General features: G+C 57.9%; 19 protein-coding genes and 2 pseudogenes. 16 read left to right on the forward strand and 5 right to left on the reverse strand.

Annotated features, from left to right (window positions below; translation table 11 throughout):
* The first annotated feature begins 2 nt into the window (after positions 1 to 2).
* From QCE48_RS16485 to QCE48_RS16510, 6 genes are all read left to right on the forward strand, one after another.
* On the forward strand, positions 3 to 902 hold the full coding sequence (locus QCE48_RS16485) for a hypothetical protein (protein ID WP_309788523.1): 900 nt from the start codon (positions 3 to 5) through the stop codon (positions 900 to 902).
* Positions 903 to 1,087: 185 nt separating this feature from the next.
* Complete coding sequence (locus QCE48_RS16490) at positions 1,088 to 2,083, forward strand: restriction endonuclease (RefSeq protein ID WP_309788524.1); 996 nt, start codon at positions 1,088 to 1,090, stop codon at positions 2,081 to 2,083.
* Between the two features lie 144 nt (positions 2,084 to 2,227).
* On the forward strand, positions 2,228 to 2,506 hold the full coding sequence (locus QCE48_RS16495; protein ID WP_309788525.1) for an HU family DNA-binding protein: 279 nt from the start codon (positions 2,228 to 2,230) through the stop codon (positions 2,504 to 2,506).
* 321 nt (positions 2,507 to 2,827) lie between these two features.
* A complete protein-coding gene (locus QCE48_RS16500) occupies positions 2,828 to 3,274 on the forward strand; it encodes an SET domain-containing protein-lysine N-methyltransferase (RefSeq protein ID WP_309788526.1) in 447 nt (148 codons plus the stop codon).
* 536 nt (positions 3,275 to 3,810) lie between these two features.
* On the forward strand, positions 3,811 to 4,587 hold the full coding sequence (locus QCE48_RS16505) for a hypothetical protein (RefSeq protein ID WP_309788527.1): 777 nt from the start codon (positions 3,811 to 3,813) through the stop codon (positions 4,585 to 4,587).
* 443 nt (positions 4,588 to 5,030) lie between these two features.
* The gene (locus QCE48_RS16510; RefSeq protein WP_309788528.1) at positions 5,031 to 5,981 is read left to right on the forward strand and encodes a LysR substrate-binding domain-containing protein; all 951 of its coding nucleotides are present in this window, start codon (positions 5,031 to 5,033) and stop codon (positions 5,979 to 5,981) included.
* 324 nt (positions 5,982 to 6,305) lie between these two features.
* Here the strand turns inward: QCE48_RS16510 and istB are convergent, their stop codons facing one another.
* The 4 genes and pseudogenes from istB to QCE48_RS16535 all read right to left on the reverse strand — a co-directional run bounded on the left by istB (position 6,306) and on the right by QCE48_RS16535 (position 11,714).
* A complete protein-coding gene (gene istB / locus QCE48_RS16515) occupies positions 6,306 to 7,061 on the reverse strand; it encodes an IS21-like element helper ATPase IstB (protein WP_062644743.1) in 756 nt (251 codons plus the stop codon).
* A 16-nt stretch (positions 7,062 to 7,077) separates the two neighbouring features.
* The gene (gene istA / locus QCE48_RS16520; protein ID WP_309788530.1) at positions 7,078 to 8,628 is read right to left on the reverse strand and encodes an IS21 family transposase; all 1,551 of its coding nucleotides are present in this window, start codon (positions 8,626 to 8,628) and stop codon (positions 7,078 to 7,080) included.
* Between the two features lie 241 nt (positions 8,629 to 8,869).
* A pseudogene (locus QCE48_RS31910) lies at positions 8,870 to 10,317 on the reverse strand (NAD-dependent succinate-semialdehyde dehydrogenase).
* Between the two features lie 104 nt (positions 10,318 to 10,421).
* Positions 10,422 to 11,714 (reverse strand): MFS transporter, encoded by a 1,293-nt coding sequence (locus QCE48_RS16535; RefSeq protein ID WP_309788533.1) that lies wholly within the window; start codon positions 11,712 to 11,714, stop codon positions 10,422 to 10,424.
* Between the two features lie 916 nt (positions 11,715 to 12,630).
* On the opposite strand from QCE48_RS16535, the gene QCE48_RS16540 reads away from it, so the two are divergent.
* The 7 genes from QCE48_RS16540 to QCE48_RS16570 all read left to right on the forward strand — a co-directional run bounded on the left by QCE48_RS16540 (position 12,631) and on the right by QCE48_RS16570 (position 18,480).
* Positions 12,631 to 13,020: an SgcJ/EcaC family oxidoreductase gene (locus tag QCE48_RS16540; RefSeq protein ID WP_309788534.1), complete on the forward strand. Its 390-nt coding sequence runs from the start codon at positions 12,631 to 12,633 to the stop codon at positions 13,018 to 13,020.
* 81 nt (positions 13,021 to 13,101) lie between these two features.
* A complete protein-coding gene (locus QCE48_RS16545) occupies positions 13,102 to 13,428 on the forward strand; it encodes a carboxymuconolactone decarboxylase family protein (protein ID WP_309788535.1) in 327 nt (108 codons plus the stop codon).
* A 65-nt stretch (positions 13,429 to 13,493) separates the two neighbouring features.
* Positions 13,494 to 14,396, forward strand: coding sequence for an NAD(P)-dependent oxidoreductase (locus QCE48_RS16550; RefSeq protein WP_309788536.1), 903 nt, complete (start codon positions 13,494 to 13,496; stop codon positions 14,394 to 14,396).
* A gap of 171 nt (positions 14,397 to 14,567) precedes the next feature.
* Positions 14,568 to 15,608, forward strand: coding sequence for an amidohydrolase family protein (locus tag QCE48_RS16555; protein ID WP_309788537.1), 1,041 nt, complete (start codon positions 14,568 to 14,570; stop codon positions 15,606 to 15,608).
* A gap of 216 nt (positions 15,609 to 15,824) precedes the next feature.
* The gene (locus QCE48_RS16560; protein ID WP_309788538.1) at positions 15,825 to 16,526 is read left to right on the forward strand and encodes a nitroreductase; all 702 of its coding nucleotides are present in this window, start codon (positions 15,825 to 15,827) and stop codon (positions 16,524 to 16,526) included.
* A gap of 361 nt (positions 16,527 to 16,887) precedes the next feature.
* Positions 16,888 to 17,685: a helix-turn-helix domain-containing protein gene (locus QCE48_RS16565; protein WP_309788539.1), complete on the forward strand. Its 798-nt coding sequence runs from the start codon at positions 16,888 to 16,890 to the stop codon at positions 17,683 to 17,685.
* A 9-nt stretch (positions 17,686 to 17,694) separates the two neighbouring features.
* On the forward strand, positions 17,695 to 18,480 hold the full coding sequence (locus QCE48_RS16570; RefSeq protein ID WP_309788540.1) for an IclR family transcriptional regulator: 786 nt from the start codon (positions 17,695 to 17,697) through the stop codon (positions 18,478 to 18,480).
* 88 nt (positions 18,481 to 18,568) lie between these two features.
* Here the strand turns inward: QCE48_RS16570 and QCE48_RS16575 are convergent, their stop codons facing one another.
* On the reverse strand, positions 18,569 to 19,450 hold the full coding sequence (locus QCE48_RS16575) for an alpha/beta hydrolase (RefSeq protein WP_309788541.1): 882 nt from the start codon (positions 19,448 to 19,450) through the stop codon (positions 18,569 to 18,571).
* 940 nt (positions 19,451 to 20,390) lie between these two features.
* Between QCE48_RS16575 and QCE48_RS16580 the strand changes: the two are divergent.
* From QCE48_RS16580 to QCE48_RS16590, 3 genes and pseudogenes are all read left to right on the forward strand, one after another.
* A pseudogene (locus tag QCE48_RS16580) lies at positions 20,391 to 21,278 on the forward strand (HpcH/HpaI aldolase/citrate lyase family protein).
* 30 nt (positions 21,279 to 21,308) lie between these two features.
* The gene (locus QCE48_RS16585) at positions 21,309 to 21,770 is read left to right on the forward strand and encodes a MaoC family dehydratase (protein WP_309788543.1); all 462 of its coding nucleotides are present in this window, start codon (positions 21,309 to 21,311) and stop codon (positions 21,768 to 21,770) included.
* A gap of 27 nt (positions 21,771 to 21,797) precedes the next feature.
* Positions 21,798 to 22,964 carry an acyl-CoA dehydrogenase family protein gene (locus QCE48_RS16590; RefSeq protein WP_309788544.1) on the forward strand — a complete coding sequence of 389 codons (1,167 nt, stop codon included), beginning with the start codon at positions 21,798 to 21,800 and terminating at the stop codon, positions 22,962 to 22,964.
* Positions 22,965 to 22,971: the final 7 nt, after the last annotated feature.

Raw genomic sequence — 22,971 nt, forward strand, 5'->3', positions numbered from 1 at the left:
CCATGTTGATCCGCTTTGATACCTGGACTGCACCGAGCGCTGACGCGCTGGGTGTCCCGTCGCAAATCACGCTGTTTCACGGCGACGTCATTGACACTCGTGGCGAGCTTGCCGTCGCTGCATGGGGAGAAGGATGCGTGCGCGTTCCAGTACGGTATAACGTCGAAGACATGACCATTTCGATTGGCAACCGGATGTCCGATGTCGACGGAATCGTAGAGCTCCTTTCAGGGTATGACACGTCGACCGTTGTGCTCGAAGCTACGACACTGGGATTTGCGGAATTGTTTGCGTTGGTAAGCGGTCTCGTCGAGAGACAGTCGCGCTCAATCGAGGTCGTCTATGTAGAGCCTGCAAGCTACACTCGCACGCACCCCGGAGGCGATCAGTTCGCGCTGACCGAGACCACGCTGGGCTACCAGCCCATCCCACGTTCGGTCGTTGATCTGGGCAGTGACGATCTTGAGGCCGGCGTGTTCTTCCTTGGGTTCGAATCGGAACGGCTCGACCGCGCCCTCGAAGAGCACCAGATGATCGCAGACAAGGAAGTGAAGGTGGTCTTCGGAATTCCTGCGTATCACCCCGGATGGGAGCTCGACGCCATCATTCCGCACCTGCCCAGGCTGCAACAGGGCCCGCTGGTGATCGAGTACTGCTCCGCAAATGATCCGGAAGCGGCGTTTGAATGCCTTGAACGCACCAGAGCGTCGCTGGGCGTTGGCAAGCGGATGTTCATCGCCCCCATCGGTCCCAAGCCGTGCGGGATCGCGGCTGCCGTCTTCGCTAGCGCATATCCCGCGCAGGCGGGGCTGCTGTTTGACCATCCCAGGCGCAGCCCCAAGCGCACGGATGGTGCGCTGGTTTGGCACCGGTACCGCGTGCGTGTGATGCCTGACGCATGAACTAACGTCGTTCGCGGCCAGTCCGGTTGCAAGACCGAGGATGGAGGCTGTTGCGTTAGTTCGATGACAACGGACGTCGCAGTAAGTTATGCGACAGCGCCTCGGATTGACCATTTGCAGCTGTTCAGCTGCCTTTTTCTGATACCATTTATGCCCGGAAAACAGCCAACAGCTAAGGATGTCGCGTGACTGATGTGACGCTTCAAAGATTGCTAGAGGCACCCGCAGGCGCTGATCGTCATTGGTTCCAGCAGCGCGGTAGAGCTTTTGAGCGGGTGCTCACAGCGATTTTGGCGCGTGAGAAGATGGAGCCTCGGACCAGTATGCGCCCCAGTGGTGAAGAGATCGACGGCTCGTTTGAGATGGGCGATCGCTTTTTCCTGCTGGAAGCTAAATGGCACGCCAACCCCATTCCGGCGTCTGCTTTATATGCCTTCAAAGGAAAGGTCGACGGCAAACTCGAAGGCACCATTGGTACCTTCTTTTCTATGTCTGACTTCAGCGCTGAAGCTGTGGACGCATTGCTTTCCGGCAAAGAGTTGAATCTCATTCTCTTTGGGAAAAAAGACCTGCTGTTGATCGAAGACGGAAACATCAGCATGCGCGAAGCCTTGCACGTGAAGCTTCGCTATGCAGCCGAATATGGACAGCCCTTTTTCCCGTTGGAAACGTTTTTAGCGGAGCGAAAGCAGTCAACGCGGGGCGCGGATACCTCCATTCCCAAACGGCAGCTCGAGTGGGTTATCTTAGTCGAAAGTGTTGACGATGTTCGGACTTTGAAAGAACTGCTTGGCCGGTTCGAGACGCCCGCGAAGATCTCTGTCTTTCCCGCCGGAGGTCAACTCTCCGTGGCACCGTTAGCAGAGCATCTTCGAAGAGAAGGTATTAAGAACGTTGCGGCGATTGTTACGCCTATCTCGGACTTCGAACTCCAACGGCAGCACATGGATGCCCTTAACGCCAGCGGCGCAGAACTGATCGCCTTACAGGAGCCCTTGGAGGATTGGCTTGGTAACTACGTTCCGACCGACTACTACAACGCCACCATGATGCTTGCCAATCGCGCGGGAAAGATGGCGCGTCGCTATGCGCGCAACACCAGGCTCGATCAACTGCTTGCTGCAACTCCGGCTTTTGCCGCACTCATCGAGAAGCTAGAAGCTAGCCCACTGGGGCGCTGAAGAGCTACTAAAGGCGAACTTACGTGAGCGTTACAGAGCCGTCGCGGCAGTTCTGCCTCGCCCTCGCATAGACTTGATTCAAGTACCCACCCCGACCGGCGTCGTTCGGTAAGATAGCGGTAAGTCCAGAAAGAGGAAATCTCGATGAATAAGCAGGAACTGCTTGAGGCGGTCGCGGTGCAGACCGGAGCCAGCAAGAGCGCCGCCGAAGAGACGATCAACGCCGTGTTGGCGACGATCTCGACGGAGGTGTCCGCGGGCAATGCCGTGCAGCTGATCGGTTTTGGCACCTTCGCACGCGGCGAGCGTGCAGCGCGCACAGGGCGCAACCCGCAAACCGGCGAAGCAGTCGACATCGCCGCCGCGAAGACAGTCAAATTCACGGCCGGCAAGGCATTCAAGGACGCGGTCAACGCCTCCTGAGGCCAAAGCTGAGGAGCGACGGCCGGCTCAGAACAATTGGCTTTCGAGCGGCAGCAGATTAGCCAGCTTCACGGCCGTCAAGCGCTCACGCCCATCGGGGTGAATCGACCGAATCATGACGCGCTGTCCGCGGGCTTCGCCCAGAATCTCGACGATTCGATCACGATAGCGGGCGAGCGTCCCGCGAGACGGTTTTCGCTTCGAACGACGGCGGCCAGTCGATGAAGGCATGGCGTAGAAGTTGGCTTCGTTGGGCCATTATGCCAAGTGCCTGCTTCTGTCGTCTATGCGTCCTGTCAGTGCAACGTTGAACATATCTCAATGCGTCGTTTTACTGTTCGCACCTCGCCCGTTCATGGTCGCGGTGTTTTCGCGGTCACTCGGCTGTCTGCCGGCGAAACCATCCTCGAGTACAAGGGCGAACTGGTCTCTTGGAAAGAGGCGCAACGTCGCTATCAGCGATCAGCGGCGGAGGATGGGCACACGTTTTTCTTCGATCTCGATGACGGCCGGGTGATCGACGGTGCACAAGGAGGCAATTCGGCCCGTAGGGTGAACCACAGTTGCGAGCCGAACTGCGAAGCCGAGCAGCGGGGCAGGCGAGTGTTCTTTCACGCGCTGCGCGATATCGAGCCGGACGAAGAATTGTTCATTGACTATCGGCTTTTCGTCGAAGGGCGTCGGACGCCGGCGCTGAAGAAGCTTTACCGATGTTGCTGCGGCTCGCTTCATTGTCGGGAAACCACTTTGGCACCAGCGAGAGGATGAGCGATGCGGTAGTGCGGCTGGCTCGGCGAACGCGACCGCCTTCAGCGGACGTCCTGCAGCGATAGAGCAGAGAGTGCGACCGCAGTTCGATGATATCCCGCGTCGAAATCACGCCGGAGCGGACCTTAATTGGGCTCGTCCGGATCTGTGAGGGGCGAGGGGGCCGGCCTCCTCGCCTACTCGGAGACCGCCCTCATTACTCGGAACCGTATCAGTTCTGGGTACCAGTTGCCTGCTTGTGTAGTTTTTCCAGGCGATCCAAAGTCGGGTCATTCCCAAAACCCCTTACACGTCTCGGTGTTTCCTGATTCAGTAGAATAGCGTCGTTCGCCGAGGACGGTCAGGTGTCGAAATGGATTCGAATGCACTCCGCGAAGAGACCCGCTTCTGCCCTGCGTCACGGTATCGAACGACAATCAACATTTCGTACCGAAGTGCTACTTTTGGCCGTTCGCTGAAAATTCTGCAGGTGCCGCCATCACCCTTTCAATGTCGACCGGCGCCGGTTTCACCACAAAGGCACCGGCGAAGAACCAGTGTTCCGGGGGGTTATTTCTGGCGTTGCCAGTGCCCTCAGCCTCGAGTCGCCGGTCGTCGCCATTGACTTTTCACTTACCTTGCGTCGCTACTCTATGAGCGTGTTTCAACTGTTATCGAAGGTGAACTTCCGGGCGGACCTGAGAATCGTTGCCGGCGCTTTTGCGTCGCTTGCTGCTGTTGTGTTGGTTTCGGAATTCGGGGCGACTTCGGCGGGCACAAAATCGTACGATGCCAACTTGATGGCGAGCTGGTTACAGGCGATTGGCTCGGTAGCGGCGATTGTTGGCGCGCTCTGGATTGCTGAGCGGCAAACTAAAATTGCGATGCGGGTCGCGGAGCGAGAACGACGTGCACAGATTAAAGCTCGGCGATTGATCGTGACGGCGTTAATGGAGAACGCGGTGCGGCAAGTTAGTGCTGTCAAACAGTCGTTTAGTGAAGGACCGGAGGAATTTCCGTTTGGACTCACGTACAACGAATCCGACTTCGAGGCGGCAATCCGTCACATCCAGGCAATCAACCTGCTCGAACTCGGAGAAGTTGATTTGGCGCGCGGCATCATCGGGATGGTCGATGCGATGGTATCGATTCGGCGCCTCGTCCACACGGAGAAAGTGTCGAAGGATCGATGGCGTTGGGTGAACGGTGTGACACTGTGTGACCGCGTCGAGGGGGCATATGCCCGAGCGATGCTGGCGATTGGACGCGAACCGATAGTGTGTCCGTTCGAGCGGGACGAGAATGGCGAAGAGATTGCTACTGAAGATTTTTAACGATGGAGTCTAACATCGGCTCATCTCTCAAGCCGAGGTGTGCCCTAAAAGGTCACCGTTGGCGAACGCTTCCATCTGGAAATTCGCAGACCCGATGTGGAACATTGCCGTTCCTGTCGTTATGCTCGTATGGACCCACTCGTCGTTGGCGCGGCATTTACACGATTTTTCGAGGTTGACTGGCGTCGCGCTTATTGACGAAAAGCGGCGGTCAACGACGCGATCACTCGGATGCTTGCAGGTGGAGGCCATTCTTGATTGAAGGCGCACAAGGTAGCAATTCCACACGTTGGGTGAATCAGAACTGCGAGCCGTGTACGATGCGATAATCCATCAAAAAAGCACCTGTCGCGATAAAAGGATTGACTTCTTGGGTCAACATGAGTCCAAGAAGGGCTAAAGTCGACGCGATTTCGCCAAGCTAGAATTTCAAACATCACTTCATGGACGTTCGACAGCTCAGATACTTTGTCAGTATCGTCGATTGCAGAAGCCTGGAAAAAGCGGCCAAGAAGCTCTTAGTCGCTCAACCTTCCCTGAGTCGGCAACTGGCGGGCCTCGAAGAGGACCTAGGGGTCTTGCTTCTGCTTCGCAGCAAGCACGGCGTGACGCCGACATCGGCCGGCGACGCGCTGTACCGTCACGCGCGGCTCGTACTGCGGCAAATGGAGCAACTGAAGCAGGAAGTCACTCTGGGCGGCGCCGCCGCCAAATTGGGAACCGTCGCTGTCGGCCTGCCGACCACGATGGCATCGGCCCTTGCTTTGCCTCTTTTCGAACGCGTACAGGACGAGTATCCGGGAATCAGGCTGAAACTCCTCGAGGGCGGGAACGGCTATCTCAACGAACTGCTGGCCGACGGACGCCTCGATTTGGCGATCCTATTCCTTGGGTCGGACATGCCGGGCATCACCGCGCTGCCCGTCTTGGATGAAACGCTGTACGTGCTCGGCGAGCCGGGCGAAGGCGTATCTCCCCGTTCGACCACCTGTCCGCTCTCGAAGCTCGCGGGCGTGAAGCTCGTCGGCCCGGGTGTATTGAACGACCTGCGTCTATTGCTGGAGCGGACCTTCTCCCGAGAGAACGTCCAGTTGAACGTCGTTGCTGACGTAGATTCGTTGACGACCATGATATCGATCGCGCATTCGGTAGGGGCCTGCACGATTCTTCCTGGTTCGGCCGTGGCACAACTGGATGCGTCTCATCTACCGAAGATGCGACGCATCGTGAATCCGCCCATCGAACGGCCTGCGAGCATTTGCTGGCTGGACGGCCTCCCTCCGCATAACGCGACGGTTGCCGTTCGCGACACGATCGCCGCAGTCATCGCGGAACAGGTGACCGAGGGTGCATGGCAAGGGGTCACGCTAAGACCTGGGCCCTCAGCAGACTAAGGCTCTTTGCGACGCAATCAGACCGCATCCGTGATCTGGGAGTTGCTGTAGTCGAGGTCGCACAGAATTGCACCGGTATGGTCGCCGAGTGCGGGCACGAGTTGGTCCTCCGACGGAAGCCAGGCGCCGTGCTATTCTTCCGGCGCTTTAGCAACGCGCTATGATACGACGCAGGGAAGTAGCTACTGAGTCGCTGCATTACCGGATGTTGCCGAAGCATACATATTTTGTATGCGGATTTCGGCGATGGTGATCAGCCGTTTCGGTGAACGTGATCAGTATGGGAGTTGGTGTTGCGCGGTCAGAGAATTATAACGAAGGTGATCACGATGGGGATGAGTCGGATTGCTTTGCGTTGGTCTTTCGCATCGAATCGCCTTTTATTGGAAGCCGATGCGCTTGATGCACGAGCCGGTCGAGGATTGCGTCGGCGAGCGTGGGGTCTTGCAACCACGCATGCCAATGTTCAAGGGGCAACTGCGAGGTGATGATCGTCGAGCGCGAGCCCACGCGGTCGTCGATCACTTCGAGTAGGTCGTTTCGCGCTCCCTGATCGAGTTCCTGCAGTCCCCAGTCGTCCAGCAATAGCACGTCAATCTTGGCGAGTTGAGCGAGACGGCGTGTGAAGCTGCCGTCGCCATGGGCGATGCGCAACTCTTCGAACAGGCGCGCAGCGCGCACGTATAACGCGGAGAACCCTTGGCGGCATGCCTGCTGCGCAAAGGCGCACGCGATCCAGGTTTTACCGGCGCCGGTCGGTCCACTCAGGATGATGTTCTGGGCGTTGCGGATCCAGTCGCAACTAGCGAGCGTGGCAACCACGCGCTGGTCCAAGCCGCGGCTTTGCCGGACGTCGATGTCCTCGATGCAGGCTTGTGGATTCTTCAGCCTGGCGGCCTTCATCAGGCGTTCAAGACGGCGCGTGTCGCGCCAAGCCAGTTCGCGTTCGACGACCATGCCGAACCGGTCCTCGAACGACAGGCTGGTGCTAGCGGTCAGTGCGGCTTGTTCCTCGAAGGCGCGGGCCATGCCGTCGAGTTTCAGGTTCCGGAGTTGCGAGAGGGTTTGCTGCATCAACATGGTGACCTCCTTCGGGTCAGTGATAATAGTCAGGCCCGCGCACGTTCTCGTGTTCGGGGGATTGCCATTCAGTGAGTTCGATCGGCAGCGATGCCTGTCGGTCCAATCCGGACTTGAGGATCGAGAGGACAGAGCGACGTGTAGGGGAGCCGACCACGAGGGCGCGCTGACAGGCCGCTTCAAGGCGCTCGCGACCGTATTTGCGGGCCAGCGCTAGCAGTCCCAGACAAGCCCGGTAGCCCATTTCTGGATGCGGGCGGTTGGTCAGCAGGTGCCGGACGATCGCCTCGGCGCCGGGGCCCACCGAGGCGCCCCAGTTCAGCAGGCGCCCGGGCGTCCACTCCAGGTGAGCGCGGTGAGCGACGGGCATGTGCTCGGGTAACGTCGTGTGTTTGTTGCGCAGGTGGCTGCGGGCGTGAGCTGCGACGCGCTTGCCGCCGTGGAGGATCTCAACGCCGAAACGGGTCAGGCGGGCGTAGACTGGCTGGCGCACGAGGCTGTGCGGGGCGCTGTAGTAGTGGTGATCGACCTCAACATGGTAGTCAATGTTGACGACGCATCGCACGAAGGTCGCGATCTCGTAGCGCTGGGCAGGTAACGGCCGCAACGCGGGCTGGTCGAGCCGCTCAAACCATTCGCGGCGATTACCCTGAAGCTTCTTAAAGGGGCGTTGGTTGATATCAGCAATGAGACCAGCGATCGCGCGGTTCAACTCGGCCAAGCTGAAGAAGCGGTGGTTGCGCAGACGAGCAAGAACCCATCTCTGGACCACTTGAACTGCTACCTCGGCCTTCGCTTTATCACGGGGCTTTCTTGGCCGTGCTGGGAGCATCGCTGTCGCGTAGTGGTTCACGAATTCCTGCGCCGTACGGCCAAGACCCGGTTCGTATCGGTCAGGTCGCGCAATCAGTGCGCGCGGATTATCTGGGACCAGCAGGCTCGGGGCGCCTCCGTAGAATTCCATGGCGCCGATAAGCCCGCCGATCCAATCGTGCGTGCCCTCCGAATGCGTCGCACAGGCATACGTGTAATTCGATGCGCCGAGTACACCGACAAACACGTGCGCACGAAACGCAACGCCACCGCGCCCGTCCAGGATCGGCATGGTGTGCCCGGCAAAGTCGGCAAACAGCTTCTCGCCGGCGCGGTGTTGCTGACGCATCGAACGTTTGAGCGTCTGCGCCCAGTCGCGGTAGCGCTGGCAGAACTGGGTGTAGCGGTAGGTACGCTCGCCGAGGTGCGCCTCAACGTACTCCTCCCACAATAGTTGCAGCGTCACGTTTGCGCGCCGCAACTCGCGATGAACGAACGCGTAGTCCAGCTCGACACGCCGGGCCTGCGTATTCTGATCGGCCGGCAGCCTCAGCTTGGCCTCGAGTTCGTCGTCAGCCAGCGGTTCGACGCTCGCCCAGTCCAGATTGGCCGCGCTTGCACGCGCTGCATACGCCGATACCGCACCCACGCTGGTACCCGCGGCCCGGCTGATCTGGCGGTGCGACAAGCCGCACACCCACTTCAGTCGCAGGACTTCTTTCAATTTGCGCATGCTCATCCGATGTGCCGGCATTACCTGTCCCCTATAAAAGAGACAAGGCTAACGCCCGTCGTTGATGTCATACGCAACACCACCGCCAGACCGAAATAGCGTTCCTGTTTCGGTCCAGTGATCACTCATTCCGGGAACGTGATCACCTGTTTCGGCAAGATGATCAGTCGTTTCGGAAACGGGTGATCAGCGATCACCATCCACCGAAATGACTGATCACCTTCCTCCGGATTCACTGATCACGTTAAACCGGAATCGGTGATCACGTTCGCCGAAATACGCATTTTGTATCTAGGTACGCCTCGACGCCGTAGTGAGATCCTTCCCTACCGAAGCCCGTTTCCTTTACGCCGCCGAACGGCGCGACCTCGTTGAACACGAGCGTCTCGTTTACGCCCACCACGCCGCATTCCAGTGCCTCGACGACGCGAAATGAACGGTTCAGATCGGACGTGTAGAAATACGCGGCGAGCCCGGTGCGCGGCTGGTTAGCGAGGCGCAGCGCTTCGGCTTCGTTCCTGAAGCGGGTCACGCTCGCGACCGGGCCGAGTATTTCGGCGCCGCAAATGTCCATCGACGGATCGACGTCAGTCAGCACCGTTGGCTGGTAAAAGTTCGGCCCCGCCGGATGACGCTGCCCGCCTGCGACCACCTTCGCGCCCGCGCCGACCGCCTGCGCCACCATCGCCTCGATGCTCGCGAGCGCCGCGCCATCGATGAGCGGGCCGACCTGCGAATCGTCGCGCATGCCGTCGCCGACTTTCAGCGCTTTCACCTTGCCGGCGAACCGGCGCACGAACTGTCGTGTACGCGATGCTGGATCAGGAAGCGGTTCGCGCACATCGCCGCCTGCCCCGTATGACGAAAGCGCGTCGCGACCGCGCCGCTGACGGCAAGATCGAGATCGGCGTCATCGAAGACGATGAACGGCGAACTCGCGCCGAGTTCCAGTGACACTCTCTTGACCGTGTTCGCGCAGCGCGCCATCAGCTTCTTGCCGGCGTCGATGCTGCCGGTGAAGGACACCGTCCTGATGAGCGGGCTGTCGAGCAGCGCGGGGATCAGCGTTTCGTCGTTGCCGGTGAGCACAGACAGCACGCCGCGCGGCAGGCCTGCGTTCTCCGCGAGCACGCAGAGCGCGAGCGCGGAGAAGGGCGCCCGCGATGACGGCTTCAGCACGACCGTGCACCCGGCGGCCAGCGCGGCGCCGATCTTACGCGCGACCATGGACGAAGGAAACGTCCATGATGTAATCGCCGCGCACACGCCGACCGGCTGCTTGATCACGTGGAGGCGCTGGCCGCGCCGCGCGGCGGGCATGTTGTCGCCGTAGATGCGCCGCGACTCTTCCGAGAACCACTCGATGTAGTTCGCCGCCTGCGCGATCTCGGCGCGCGCCTCGTGGATCGGCTTGCCTTGTTCGGAGCTGAGGATGATCGCGAGGTCGTCGAGATGGGCTCTGATGAGCTGCGCCCACTCGCGCAGCACGCATGCGCGCTCGCGGCCGCTCCACTCGCGCCATTCGTCGAATGCCGATGCGGCGTAGCTGGCGGCGTCGTTCGCTTGCGCCGCTGTGAGACGCGGCACGCGGCCGACAGGCTCGCCGTTCGCCGGATTGACGACCGTGTCGTTCGGTTGGGACGTCGCCTCTATCCACGTTCCGCCAAGATACGCGGACTGCTCAAAAAGGCTGGCGCATTCTAGTCGCATTAACGTCGCTCCGCATCTGGGTGTTGCGACTGAGGAGAGCCCTTCTCCAACTAAACGAATAGCCCTCAAGAAGCTCGACGAGGACTCGCGGCAACTCGACCTCTTTACGAAAAGTCATGAACTACCGTCTCGGTGGTCCCACGAAGCGGTAGTCCAACAGAGGTCCGGAGCCTAACACCGTTGGTTTCGGGGACGAAGCGGAGAGCTATCAGGCCCGCTGCTGCGATGAGCGCTGTGTAGACGCCCGGCGCAAGTGGTGATCCAAAAGAACCAACGAGCCATGTAGCGATAAAGGGAGTTGTCCCGCCGAAGATCGCAACACTGAGCTGATAAGAGACCGCGTGCCCAGTGGCCCTGAACGAAGTGGGAAACAGTTCGGGCATCGCTGTGAATGCAGCTCCGCCATAAAGACCAACCCCAATGGCCACGAGAAATTGACCAATAATCGCGCCCATCAGCGTTCCGGACGCTGAAAGATAGACAGCCGGATACGACACTACAGCCAGCCACGCTGTGCCGATCGACATGATCTTCCTTCGTCCAAAACGATCACTGATGACTCCGCCAACAGTGATCGCGACAGAAAGCACCAAGATGGCCGCAGCATTTGAGAGCAGCGCCATGGAGGGGCTTAGTTTCGCCTCCCTGATAAGGAACGTGTACATGAACCCCAGTAGAAGGTATGAAGCAACACACAAAATGGGCATCACGAGGACGACGTGCAGCATGCACTTCCAGCCGGTGCGTGTCGCGGTGAATAAAGGGTTGTCGACATGAGTTTTTGTGGCGGCCTGCTTGTACTCTTCTGGGTCGTCAAGGTTGCGTCGCAGCCAAAAGCCGATGAAGCCGACAAAACCGCCTAAAAGAAACGGAACGCGCCATACCCACTCCGCATATTCCGCCATACCCGCGGCCAGCTGCAGTCCGAGAAGAAATACAGCGACGAACGCGTTCGGCATGTAGGAAAAGAACCACGTATAGCCAACCCACTGGCCCCTGCGGTCGTTCGGCGCTGATTCGATGATATAGCTGACGCTACCCGTTGTCTCCCCGCCCATCGCGAGGCCCTGAGCAATTCGACACATAACCAACAATACCGGCGCTGCGACTCCAAGACTCTCGTAAGTCGGAAGGAGTCCGATCAATGCCGTCGCCGCTGCCATCAACCACACGGTTGCGGACAATACTTTGATACGACCGATCCTGTCAGCGAAGAAACCAAATACCACGCCGCCTAACGGGCGCGCGAAAAAAGCGACAGCGTATACGGCAAACGTGCTCAAAAGAGCCGCAGTTCGGTCCGTTCCCGGAAAGAAGTGCCCGGCCAGTATTGGCACCGAGAATCCGAAGATTGCGAAGTCATATACCTCGCCGAAGTTCCCGATAGAAGCTGCCATGAGCATGCGCCTCCGACTTGTCCTAGCCATTTGTCTACTCCGATTTTGCTGGTTCAGCGTTTGCTTACGCGATTTAGCGTCAGGCATTCCGGACTAGACGCGTCGTCGAGTGCTGATTTAATACTTGGCTTAACAGCGGGGGCGAACAAGCAAAAACACGTTATATCTATTCTCCATGCCCTTACTTGGGGGTAAAGGTCCAGGCCCCGCCTCTCTTGCGGCTACGCTCAGACTGAGGGAAGACCGACCTGTCCGTCAACGCTGACGTCGATTCATTCCGTACTTTGATATTTCTGTGTTTAGTGCGATGGGGGGCGCTAGAGTTACAGAGGCTCTGTGAGGTTGAGGGGCCTACCTAACGACCGCGATTGAACTGGGAGAGGCGCAGAAACGCGGTAATGATTTCGCGAAGATGAGCACTTCTGGAGGTCGACGTCGAAATTCCACACGCAGTTCAATTGACGCCTCAGGGCTAATCCCGATAGCGACGCTGCATTATCTAACGTTGATAGATGGGTCACTAAGCTTCGACGAAATTGGAGCCGACTGCCCAGGTATTGCGCTCCGCAAATGCGACGGTTCGTCTGTCGATTCGCCTTTCGGAAGTCCCCTTCGCGGTGAAGGCCATTAGAAGCCTTTGCGTATTCAAGCTCCGACTGAAGTCTAGTCGATGACAAGTCGCCGTTCATTGTACGGAACATTTGAACGGGCGATGTTGATCCCGAGATGTGCCGCATGTCTAATGGGTGACACCGTTCCGACGGCACCGCCACGATGGTAGCTCGGGGACGATCCGGGACATTTGTCGACGATATCCCCTGGACGGTGGGATACGCCTCATTGGTCCGACCTCTAGATTGACCGCTTATGCGGCGACTTTTCGCTTGGGCCTCACAGTTCTATGCACAAAGCGTTGATGATGGTTGAAACGGACTGGAATACTGCAGGAAGGAATTGGGATCCTGCTGCGCTCGCAGCTCTTTACACAGAGGACGCCTTGTTTTTTGGCGGCAGGCCCGCGCATTCGATTGGTGCGAAGTCGATTCGGAAGTACTTTGAATCCTATGTCGGTGTCATTGACTCTTGCTCGCTCGAGCTCGTCGACCAAATTGTCATCGAGTTGACGTCCGATTGCGTGATCGCGCAGGGATACGGGATCTTTTGCTTTTCACTTCAAGGAAAGCATTTCACTCGGTCGCGCTTGCGCACCACGCTCGCCCTTGCGAAGGAAGGCGCTTTTTGGAAGATTCGACAGCACCATTTCTCGGCGATTCCCGAGGCGCCTCCCTTGGGAGAGCCGGACTGACACACCAACCGGGGACGGTCGTACGGGAAATAACCGGCAGCTTTTAACACAGTTTGACGACATTTTTTAAGGAGACTTACCATGACTTCGAATAAGCCGACAAACGCAGTGCAAGTAATGGGTGACATTGCGCCGAAGCTGGCGGAACTTAGCGATGATGTGCTCTTCGGCGACATCTGGGAGCGTCCGGAGCTTTCGAAACGCGATCGTAGTCTTATTACTTGCGCCGCATTGGTGGTCCAGGGTAGGACCGAGCAGATGAACTCTCACTTCCCGCGCGCTATCAAAAACGGTGTGACGCAGGAGGAATTAGTCGAATTGATCACTCATTTGGCGTTCTATGCTGGTTGGCCAAGTGCCGTTACAGCCGTTCTGCGCGCCAAAGAGATTTTCGGGAAAAAAGACTAGCGGCAGGCGATGGTATTAAGCTCGACGAATGGCGGCTGCTTGAGCCCGTTTAATGGAGATGCAATATGAACGTTGGATATGTTGGCCTCGGTAGCATGGGCGGGGCGCTTGCACGACGCCTTCAACTGCAGTACTCGTTGCATGTTTATGATCTGAATCAAGGTATGGTTCAGGCAATGGTGGAAAAGGGCGCGACTGCGTGTAGCGACCTGCGCGAGCTGGCATCTAGTTGCGACGTGATATTCCTATGTCTCCCAACGTCCGACTACGTGCATGAGGCCATCTTTGGCGAAAACGGCCTGGCTGCCTCGATGCGGCCCGGAACTCTGGTTATCGATCAGACTACCGGCGACCCGATTGCAACTCGCGCCATGTCGGAGAAGCTCTTGACGCAGGGAGTCGACCTGATTGACGCCCCTGTAAGCGGGGGTGCGCAAGGAGCGGAAGCTGGCACAATCGCCATCATGATCGGCGCGGGAATCGAACAGTATGCCCGGGTACAACCACTCCTTAGCGCGATCAGCCCGAACCTCTTTCATGCCGGTGGCGTCGGGGCTGGGCAGGTGATCAAGCTCGTGAACAATATGGTCTCCGCTGCACAGCGCTTGCTCACCTTTGAGGCGGTGGCGCTTGCCGTGAAGAATGGCATTGAGCCGCAAACAGCTTGCCAAGTATTAGTTTCGGGAGGAGCCAGGAACTCGTTCATGGAGAAGTTTATGGCTCCGCGCGTGATCAAGGGAAATCTGGCGCCGGGTTTTACGCTCGGTCTGATGCACAAAGACGTCCGCCTCGCCTGTCAACTTGGTACTGACTCTGGTGTTCCGCTATTTTTCGGCAACCTTACCCGTGAGCTGTATCAGATGTGTATCAGCGAGATGGGCCGCGAAGCTCAGGTCGACACTGCTGCACTGGTAATGGATCGCATGGCGGGCACCCATGTGGTGCCGGTCGAAGGTATGCCGCGATGAGCTAGCACAGTACTACCGCAAAAATGGCGAACTGTCGGGGGAATCTAAAACAATTCAACGTCCGACTGATGCCGTGAACGTGAGGGGCCGTCTCGACTACTGTAACAGGCCGGGCGCCTCGCAATCTTGCCTCATAACCATCGTCGCGGTAACGCGCGCGGATGACAGCTCATGATCGACGTACATCGGATGGTGGAACACAGCAGTACGAAAAGCAAGCGGCACGAAGGCTACGACGAGCCAATCATCGACCCAGACATTCCGATCATTGACTCCCACCACCATCTCTTCGATCGGCCGCCGCTTCGCTATATGCTCGATGATTATCTGAAGGACGTCAGCGCAGGGCACAAGATCGTTGGCTCCGTTTACGTAGAGACCCAGGCGTTCGCCCGACCGGAAGGACCTGAAGTAATGCGTCCTATCGGCGAGGTGGAGTTTGCGAATGGAGCGGCAGCGATGAGCGCCAGTGGCGCCTACGGCTCATGCCGCGCTTGCGCCGCGATTGTTGGCTACGCTGACCTGCGCGCGGGCGAAGCGGTGGCGGAGTTTCTCGACCGTGCTATTGAAACCGCGCCGGAGCGGTTCCGCGGTGTGCGCCAAATAAGCATCGAGCATCCGAGCGAGGCTCCCTATCGTTACATTACGCACCGGCCGCCGCGGGACATTTTAAAAAGCTCGGGGTTTCGATCGGGAATCAGTCAACTCGGGCGTCGTGGCCTGTCGTTCGATGCCGCGGTTTTCGACCATCAGCTTCCGGACGTAGCAGAGTTGGCCGACGCCGTACCGAATGCAACAATTGTTCTAAATCACCTCGGGCTTGCAATGGCGATGGACATGAGTGAGGACGATCGCGCTGAGGTATTCCAACGTTGGCGAACCGGGCTTAAAGAATTGGCGCGGCGCCCCAACGTTTACTGCAAGATCGGGGGTCTCGGTATGCCTTTCTGGGGCTTTGGGTTCGAAAGCCGGGTGGACTCGGTGGGGTATCTGGAGCTCGCGTCCGCATGGGCACCTTATGTCGAAACGGCCATTGACGCATTCGGCCCGAACCGTTGCATGATGGAAAGTAATTTTCCTCCCGATGGTCGATCGTGTGGTTTCGTGCCCTTGTGGAACGCCTTGAAGTACACAGTCCAGGCGCTGTCGCGCGACGATAAGGCCGCATTGTTTGCCGGCACGGCGGCGAAAGTCTATCGCATTGAGTTGTAGCTAAAACGTCGTAAGTGTCATTCCTCCCGTCGAAACCTGCACGTCGACCATTCGTAGAAAGCATTGAGTTCATCATGGAGCGTGGACGAGTTATGAGCTCGCTCCTGGTTAAACGACCTGACGGTGCGGCATGACCGAGCGAGGGGATACCCCTATATCGCGTTAACCTCCTATTCCGTAGGCTAACGCTCGTTAGATAGTCTTGGAGATGTTGTTATGCAGGCGCAGTCGGTCAGCATCAATGCGGCATCGGGCGTGGATTCGCTCAGGCGGTTGTCCGAGAGTCGTTTCACTTGCCGCGCGTATCAGGCGACGCCCGTTTCTAACGACGTGATCGCAAGTATTGTCGAGATCGCAGGCAAGAGCGCATCATGGTGCAATGTTCAGCCGTGGCACCTGCTAATTGCGTCAGCGCGAACCACAGAGGCTTTCCGCAAGGAGCTAGTCGAGCATGCGACGATCGCGCCCGGAGTTGATTCAGATTTGCCCTTTCCCGAGGAGTACCGAGGCCAGTACGCTGAACGCCGAAGGGATGCCGGTTATGCTCTGTTTCAGGCGCTGGGGATCGAGCGCACCGACCGAGAGCGCCGTGCCGAGCAGTCTTTCAAAAACTTTCGAATGTTCGGCGCGCCGCATGTCGCGATCGTAACCGTGCCCGCCGAACTAGGGCCGTACGCCGCCGTGGATTGTGGCGCGTTCATTGGGTCGTTCCTTCTTGCCGCCCATGCACATGGCGTCGCAACCACCCCGCAGGCGGCGCTTGCTCGTCATGCGAAATTCATTCGTTCATACTTTAAAATTCCTAACGATCGGAAGATGGTGTGTGGCATCGCGTTCGGATACGCCAAGCTTGATGATCCGGTCAACAAGTTCAGAACAACCCGTGCGCCAGTCAACGAAGTCATGAAATTCGTCTAGCCGCTCGATTATAAAAAAAGATGCTTCAAAGAAGGCGGTGTTATAAGTCGGCATGCGCCGCAGAGGTCGCGTTTTTTCTTCGAGCCGCCTTCCATTTCCCATACGTGCTTCAATTGGAGGGAGGGCGGATCCTCAACGGCTGTTGCGAAAAGATGGTCGCGGGTTGGTTAACACCAGTCTTCAAGTGAAAACGTAGTCAGTCCCTTGACAGTGGCGAGTGAAACCCTGCAATGAACGCGGTCGACCCATTTGCTCATGCGACGCGGGGCCGATCCAGATAGTCGGAGGATTTATGTCCAGGCAGGGAAGCCAAAATTCCGAGCGAGACCATCGCGCAAAGCCGATGCGCCCGAATTCCGCGTTGACCGAAGACTACCAGCCGGGAACTGATAGTGGCAGTACGGCGATGATCATGCCGCTAGCTCGTAGCCTTGCAATACTGAGTGCCTTTTCGCCGCAACAGCCCTGGCTTGGCAATCAGGAAATCGTGTCGGAAACCGGCGTCCCGGCACCGACAGTGTCGCGCATGCTCCGATCACTACTTGCCCTTGGCTATCTGAACTATTCTGCGGAACTGCGAAAATACCGGCTTGCCGCTTCAGTCCTGTCACTCGGGTACGCCGCCATCGCCCATTCAAGCGTCCAACGACTCGCGCGGCTCGAAATGCAGTCATTTGCCGATGCTAGCAGCACGTTCGTAGTTCTCGCAGAGCGTGACCGCCTCGATTTAGTCGTTCTCGAGACACGCGCGTGTAAGCCTGCCTCGCTTGACTTCGAGTTACACGTAGGCGCTCGATTGCGCATCGCGTCCTCTCCGATGGGCTGGGCGCTGCTCGCCGCGCTGCCGGAGATTGAACGCTTCTATCTGCTCGGCAACGTTGAACGAAAGGCGGGGCGCGACTGGCCGCATCTGCGGCGCCGCATTAGCGAAGGCATCTCACAGACTCACAACTTGGGCTATTGCACATCGCTTGGTGAGTGGGGCCTGAACCTCGCGATTCTAGCGGCGCCAGTGGTGATTCGCGACCAGACAACACTGGTCCTGGCATGCATTGGGTCGAGCGCGAAACTTGGACGTGCGCGCGTCGAACGCGAGGTGGGGCCAAAGCTCGTCGCTGCCGCGCGACATTTGCAGGAACAAGTGCTTTTTGACGACTAGGGCCTTAGATTGACCACGACAGATTCCACAACGATCACGCTCACTGTTGAGCGTGGTCTGGAAGTATTGCGCGCTTTTCGAGCGGAGCGAGTCTCCCTGTCGAACGCAGATCTGGTCCGTCGGACTGGATTGTCCAAGGCAACGGTCTCTCGCATTACGACAACTCTGATTCGCATCGGGTTCCTACGACGAGTGACCGGCGGTCCGCGCTTCGAATTGAGTACGGGGGCGCTTAGCATTGGTCACGCTTATCTGGAAGCGAATGCCATGGCGCGAATTGTCAATCCTTTCCTTCAGAAGCTGGCCGACAAGCTTGGGCTATCGGTCGCACTCGCAGTCCCGGATCACTTGGACATGCTCTACATCGCGTACAGAAGTAGCGCAAAAATCGCAACTTTACGGCTTGGTGTCGGTACCTTGCTACCCATGGAGTCGACTTCGGTCGGGCGCGCTTACCTGTATGCGTTACCTGAATCCGAACGGCGCAAACTCATCAAGGCGATCCTCGCATCGCCTGGCAAGGATACCGATTTGGTGCGCCAGGGTCTGGAGACTGCGTTTGCGGATCTGGGTTCGTCGGGTGTGTGCATGGCGGTCGGAGAATACCAACGGAATGCGTATGGTATCGCGTTGCCGCTGAGGCTTGGGCGCGCGAAGACGCTAATGGCACTCAATTGCGGCGCCGTGGAAATGGAGCCGGACATGACTGCCATACGTAAAAGAGCCATTCCTCAACTTCAGGCGGCAGCGTCTGCGCTCAGCGACCTTCTGGCTGACGTAGACTGCGAGAAATGAGGCTTTTCGAGCATCGTTCACGCACGCCGGTTTCTGATAACGGGTAGTTGACTGGGGGATCGGCCGCTTCTTTCCCGGCACCTCGCCGTCAAAGATCCGGGAGCGGCACCTTTCGCTGCAGGAAGTCTATCGCGACTCGCCCGAACCTGTCGTTGCGATCTCCCGCCACCATGTGACCCGCTTCGGCGACATTTATGTAGTCGGCGTGTGGACAAAGCTCGAGAAATTCGCGTACGCCTTTGTCACTGACAACATCGGAGCTTGCGCCACGAACGAGTAGCGTTGGCGCCGACAAGCGACGGGCGCAAGCGCAGAGCCGCTCATGGCGTCCACGAAGATCGACTGGCTGTGCGATAAAGCGTGGATCCCAGTGCCAATGATAACGTCCATCGTTGCCTATCCGAACGTTTTTCGCAAGACCGTCTAGATCGCGCCGGCGCGATCGCGTTCGGCGATATTCGCTGATCGCCTCTGCAACTGCTTCCAGCGAATCAAAGCCCTCGGGTTTTTGCCGCATGAACTTGCGAATTCGGTCGACCCCCGCAGGCTCAGTGTAGGGAACGAAATCAACGAGAATCAGCGCGGCCGCTTCGACTCTCTGCTCGCCTATCGCGACAAGACTTGTTGCACCACCGAGCGACGCACCGACGAGCACCGGTTGAGCGCCATTCGCCGCGTCAATCACACATCTAAGGTCCTGCGCAAGAACCTCGAGGCCGTAATCGCCGTCCGGGCTCCAGGTAGAGTCGCCGTGCCCGCGTGCATCGTAGGCCACGGCGAAGTAACCGGCGTTGCCGAGCCGCACGCCGGTCTCTCCCCACGCATGGCGGGTTTGACCGCCGCCGTGTAGAAGGATCACGAGCGGGCGGTCCGGGCTTCCCCAGGTATCAGCGGCTAACCCGATGCCCGACGGCGTCTTCCAGATGTGCATCGGCTGAGGCGCGCCCACAAGAAGGCTTCCAGCACTCATCGTTCTCTCCCACCTCGCGATTGCATTAAGCTAGGCGAATGCTATGACACGGACTACCAATAGCCCGCTTACATAACCCAGCGCGGACGCGCACCCTGTGGCCACGGGCGTGGCGTGTTGCGCACACTTGAACCTTACTTATATAAAGTGGGTTCGCCAAAAATGTCATTTTATTACGGACGCTCAGCGTCCGTCACGGCTCTGTACTTGCAGCTGGACATGCATGATATCCGGAGGCGAGAGTCCGGCCGATCAATCGGAAACGCACGCGCCGCGTCTGAACCGGTTGCATTCGGGCACGATGACCAAGACTGCCTTACGAACAAAATCTACAGTCAAAGCGCAAGGGACACGCGCATAGGAGGCGGACGCTTATCTCTCACATGCTCCCGAACCGATTTCGCCGTTCCTACGCATCATTAGGGTTGAGATTGCGTATTTAGTAAGTTTCATAAAAGCCCAGTAGAGTGTCAACGTCGAGCACGCTTCGTTCCGTACTTAGAACCAATCCATCCACAAACGTCAACAGCCCAATCAAATACTGGCGAGATTACAGCTAAGCGAAAGTCATTGCTTTCAGCCACACGCCGCGCCTTCGTGGTCTTCCGCTTTGCTGTTAGTAGTTTGACGGATCGAAAAGAGCGGAAACGTTTCAAACGTGAGCGCACGGGCCCAATGGCGTTGATGTAAGCGTTACCTCGTAGCAGCCGTCACGACTCATCGAGGGTCGGACTGTGCCAACCTCGATGGATGTTAAAACGGTCGAGCGAGATGAGAACGCTGACAACACGTCGGTGCGTAGAACCGTCTGACAGTGTCTGTTGCAGTTGGTGTAAACCCCCAATGACAGCCCTGTTATTAACGAGCAAGCTAACATATAGTTGTTAGGTAAGGCCTAACTAGGCAAAGATTCTTTCTTCTCAAAAGGCCCAGACATTTCATGACCACGCAGATGAAACCCATACGATCCTTTCTTTTCGTTCCGGGAAACAAGCCGACCTGGATCGAAAAATCCATCAACTCGAAGGCGGATGCGGTAATTCTTGATCTGGAAGATAGCGTGCCGGCGCCCCAGAAAGTCGAGGCTCGTGAAATCGTCAAGTCAAAGTTGATGTGGCTTGCCGAGCAAAAGCAGCGCGTCTGGGTGCGCATCAATCGGAGCCCGCACCTGTACGACTTCGAAGACATCTCGGCGGTCGTTAGCCCTGAGATCGAGGGCATCGTTATCTCCAAGCCCTGCGGTCCCGAAGACATACATACCGTCTCGTCCATGTTGGCCGAAGCAGAGTACCGCGCTGGCGTCCACGAGGGCCACACCAGGGTCCTCCCGCTATGAGAAACCGCCCGGTCGCTGCAACTGGCCTACGAGATCGCTCAGCACGAACGCGTGCCAGCCATCGTCGGTGCAACAGCCAAGAACGCCGATGTAGCGCGTGCGCTAAAGACTGTCTGGTCGTTGAGCGGTCGCGAAACGCAGTACCTTAAGTCGCGCGTCGTCATGGCAGCGCGCGCTGCCGGCAAGCTGCCCATCGGCGGTGTTTGGCAGCAGGTGCACGACCTTGAGGGTCTCAAGGTCTCGTCAGCCAACGACCGTCAACTGGGCATGAGCGGAGAACTGGTGCTGCACCCATCCAACGTCGAGATCGTCAACAGTGCCTACAGCCCCACGGAAGAAGAGGTAGCTTTCTACCAAGGAATGATTGATGCGTTGGACAACGCCCAAGCCGAAGGCCGCGCCTCCTGTATTTATGACGGCGAGCACATCGATATCGCCCACGCTAAGACGGCGCGCGAAGTCATCGAACTCGCACATTCGTTCAACAGTTAATCGCAAACCGACACGAAGGAGGTAGCCGCTATGGCAGGCCTGTATTTTGAAGAATTCAAGCCCGGCACCGTGATTGAGCACGCCATTCGCCGCACGGTAACGGAGACCGATAACATCCTGTTTTCTGCCATGACCTACAACTGTGCGCCGCTCCACATCGACGCGGAGTACAGCAAGAACACGATTTACGGGCAGCGCCTAGTTAACAGCATGTTCCTGCTGGCGCTGGTGGCCGGCATTACGGTTTACGAAACGACATTAGGGACAACACTGGGCAACCTGGGCTTTGGGGAAATAGCCTTTCCCAAGCCCACGTTTCACGGCGACACCATTCGTGTAGAGACTGAGATTCTTGAGACCCGTCTGTCCAAAAGCCGTAAGGATTCGGGCATTGTCACTTTCAAACACGTTGCCAAGAATCAGCGCGACGAGATCGTATGTACCGCCGTACGCACTGGCCTGATGATGCTGCGTCCTGCCAACAACGTTTGACAACACATTTGCAGGAAGACCTAAGCTATGGACTACCAACTCAGCCCCGATCAGCATGCCATTATCGACGCCGCGCAAAGAATCTGTGCGGACTTTCCGCTTGAATACTGGCGGAATAAAGATAAAAACCACGAGTTCCCCCACGAGTTCTTCGAGGCGGTTAGCAGCGGAGGGTGGCTCGGCATCTGCATGCCTGAGGAGGTAGGGGGCGCGAATCTAGGCGTGACGGAGGCAGCGCTGTTCATGTCCACTGTCGCCGAGTGCGGCGGACAGGCATCAGCGTCCACCATCCACATGAATATCTTTGGACTGGAACCGGTCGTACATTTCGGCACCGATACGCAAAAGAAGGCCTGGTTGCCCCCCTTCGCTAGGGGTGAAAACAAGGCTTGCTTTGCGGTCACTGAACCAGACACCGGTCTTGATACCACAAAGCTCAAGGTAGTGGCGAAAAAGCAGCCCGATGGCAATTACCTGATCTCTGGCAAGAAGGTCTTCATCTCGACTGCGCAGGTCGCCGACCATATGCTGGTCCTCGCACGAACGACGCCTATCGATGAGGTCAAAAAGCACAGTGAAGGGCTAAGCCTGTTCTATACCAAACTCGATCGCGACTATGTCGACATTCGGGAGATTGACAAGCTCGGCCGAGCCGCGGTAGATACTAACGAGCTTTTCATTGATAACCTGCCGGTGTCAAAAGAATCGCTAATCGGCGAGGCAGGGAAGGGGCTGAGCTACATATTCCACGGTATGAACGCCGAGCGCGTACTTGTTGCGGCCGAACAGATAGGCATGGGCCGTGCCGTGCTTAAACTAGCAACGCAATACGCGAAGGACCGCGTAGTGTTCGGTCGGCAGATCGGCAAGAACCAGGGAGTCCAGCATCCGCTCGCGCGCAACTGGGCCGAACTGGAGGCGGCGAACTACATGAACATGGCCGCTGCAGACCTTTATGACAAGGGTCTTCCCTGTGGCTCCGAGGCTAACGCGGCGAAGCTGCTGGCGTCAGAGGCCTGCATGAACGCTTGCCAAACCGCGATGCTCACACACGGCGGTTATGGCTACGCGAAGGAGTACCACGTCGAACGGTTCATGCGGGAAGCTTGGATTGGCTACATTGCGCCTGTCACCCCGCAGCTAATCCTGTCGAACATTGCTGAGCGAAAGCTCGGGCTGCCCAAATCCTACTAAGCGGCGA

The sequence above is a fragment of the Caballeronia sp. LZ024 genome, assembly GCF_031451455.1.
GTDB classification, from domain to species: Bacteria; Pseudomonadota; Gammaproteobacteria; order Burkholderiales; family Burkholderiaceae; genus Caballeronia; species Caballeronia telluris.

Excerpts from the sequence above, each read along its gene's own strand:
- QCE48_RS16585 (WP_309788543.1), top strand. The coding sequence starts at position 21,309 with ATGGCAGGCCTGTATTTTGAAGAATTCAAGCCCGGCACCGTGATTGAG.
- QCE48_RS16590 (WP_309788544.1), top strand. The coding sequence starts at position 21,798 with ATGGACTACCAACTCAGCCCCGATCAGCATGCCATTATCGACGCCGCG.
- QCE48_RS16550 (WP_309788536.1), top strand. The coding sequence starts at position 13,494 with ATGAACGTTGGATATGTTGGCCTCGGTAGCATGGGCGGGGCGCTTGCA.
- QCE48_RS16560 (WP_309788538.1), top strand. The coding sequence starts at position 15,825 with ATGCAGGCGCAGTCGGTCAGCATCAATGCGGCATCGGGCGTGGATTCG.
- istA (WP_309788530.1), bottom strand. The coding sequence starts at position 8,628 with ATGCCGGCACATCGGATGAGCATGCGCAAATTGAAAGAAGTCCTGCGA.
- QCE48_RS16495 (WP_309788525.1), top strand. The coding sequence starts at position 2,228 with ATGAATAAGCAGGAACTGCTTGAGGCGGTCGCGGTGCAGACCGGAGCC.
- QCE48_RS16510 (WP_309788528.1), top strand. The coding sequence starts at position 5,031 with ATGGACGTTCGACAGCTCAGATACTTTGTCAGTATCGTCGATTGCAGA.
- QCE48_RS16555 (WP_309788537.1), top strand. The coding sequence starts at position 14,568 with ATGATCGACGTACATCGGATGGTGGAACACAGCAGTACGAAAAGCAAG.
- QCE48_RS16485 (WP_309788523.1), top strand. The coding sequence starts at position 3 with ATGTTGATCCGCTTTGATACCTGGACTGCACCGAGCGCTGACGCGCTG.
- istB (WP_062644743.1), bottom strand. The coding sequence starts at position 7,061 with ATGTTGATGCAGCAAACCCTCTCGCAACTCCGGAACCTGAAACTCGAC.
- QCE48_RS16545 (WP_309788535.1), top strand. The coding sequence starts at position 13,102 with ATGACTTCGAATAAGCCGACAAACGCAGTGCAAGTAATGGGTGACATT.
- QCE48_RS16535 (WP_309788533.1), bottom strand. The coding sequence starts at position 11,714 with ATGGCAGCTTCTATCGGGAACTTCGGCGAGGTATATGACTTCGCAATC.
- QCE48_RS16575 (WP_309788541.1), bottom strand. The coding sequence starts at position 19,450 with ATGAGTGCTGGAAGCCTTCTTGTGGGCGCGCCTCAGCCGATGCACATC.
- QCE48_RS16500 (WP_309788526.1), top strand. The coding sequence starts at position 2,828 with ATGCGTCGTTTTACTGTTCGCACCTCGCCCGTTCATGGTCGCGGTGTT.
- QCE48_RS16540 (WP_309788534.1), top strand. The coding sequence starts at position 12,631 with ATGATGGTTGAAACGGACTGGAATACTGCAGGAAGGAATTGGGATCCT.